This is a genomic window from Streptomyces chisholmiae (assembly GCF_031845445.1).
In the GTDB taxonomy this organism is placed as follows: Bacteria; Actinomycetota; Actinomycetes; order Streptomycetales; family Streptomycetaceae; genus Streptomyces; species Streptomyces chisholmiae.
The window spans coordinates 1-458 of the sequence record NZ_JAVREO010000171.1 but is presented as its reverse complement, the minus strand read 5'-3'; the positions used below and the strand labels follow the sequence as shown (position 1 = coordinate 458).

The following is a 458-nucleotide window of genomic DNA, read 5'->3' as shown; positions in this document are numbered from 1 at the left end:
CGGTGATCGCGAGCCCGGTGCCCTCGCCGCCGAGCAGCGAGATGCAGCCTGCGGCATCACCGATCAGCAGCACCCGGCCGTCTGACCAGCGGTCCATCCGGATCTGGCTGACCACGTCGAAGAAGAGATCATCGACGCCGTCCAGTGCGGTCAGAATCCGTCGGCATTCCCAGCCGGCGTCGTCGAACTGATTGTGTAACTGCTCTTTTGGCGTCATGCCGTGGTCGTCGTGCTCATCACGGAACACGAACAGGAACATGGTTCGGTTGTTGCGCAACGTGAACTGCCCGACCTGCCGGCCCGGGATGCTGTAGGTGAGGTACGCGCCGGAATCGCCCCCGGTGTAGCCGTCAACGATGCACGCGGCCACCTTGCAGCCCAGGTAGTGCTCGTAGTGTTCCTCGGGGCCGAAAACCAGGCTGCGCACGTTGGAGTGCAGGCCGTCGGCACCGATGACG

At 64.2% G+C, this 458-nt stretch carries 1 protein-coding gene; it reads right to left on the bottom strand.

Features of this window, described 5'->3' with window-relative positions:
- Positions 1 to 458, bottom strand: a 458-nt coding sequence (locus RM844_RS32635) for an FAD-dependent monooxygenase (protein ID WP_311671056.1), incomplete at both ends; no start/stop codon positions are given.